A 576-nucleotide genomic window follows, 5' to 3' on the forward strand; every position below is an offset into this window, starting at 1 on the left:
GTACTGGCAGGAGTGGGTCAACCTGGTGGCCCTGGCGGTCAACGAGGAGAACGCCTCGGGCGGCCGGGTGGTCACCGCCCCCACCAACGGCGCCGCCGGCATCATCCCCGCCGTGCTGTTCTATGCCACCCATTATGCGCCGGGCATGGAGCACGCCGGCCGGGAGCAGAAGGAGGACGCCGTCGTCAGGTTCCTGCTGGCCGCCGGCGCCGTGGGCGTGCTCTACAAGGAGCAGGCCTCCATCTCGGGCGCCGAGGTGGGCTGCCAGGGCGAGGTCGGCTCGGCCTCCTCCATGGCCGCCGCGGGCCTGGCCGAGGTCCTCGGCGGCACCCCGGCCCAGGTGGAGAACGCCGCCGAGATTGCCATGGAGCACAACCTGGGGCTGACCTGCGACCCCATCGGCGGGCTGGTGCAGATCCCGTGCATCGAACGCAACGCCATCGGTGCGGCCAAGGCCGTCAACGCGGCCAAGATGGCGCTGATGGGCGACGGCACCCACCGGGTCTCCCTGGACGAGGTGATCGTGACCATGCGCGAGACCGGCCGGGACATGAGCGACAAATACAAGGAGACCGC

General features: G+C 70.7%; 1 protein-coding gene. It reads left to right on the top strand.

Going from position 1 to position 576, the window contains the following annotated elements; translation table 11 throughout:
- Positions 1-576, top strand: a 576-nt coding sequence (locus ACFQ36_RS23295) for an L-serine ammonia-lyase, iron-sulfur-dependent, subunit alpha (RefSeq protein WP_377018009.1), incomplete at both ends; no start/stop codon positions are given.

Source organism: Arthrobacter sp. GCM10027362, assembly GCF_042679445.1.
Taxonomy (GTDB): Bacteria; Actinomycetota; Actinomycetes; order Actinomycetales; family Micrococcaceae; genus Crystallibacter.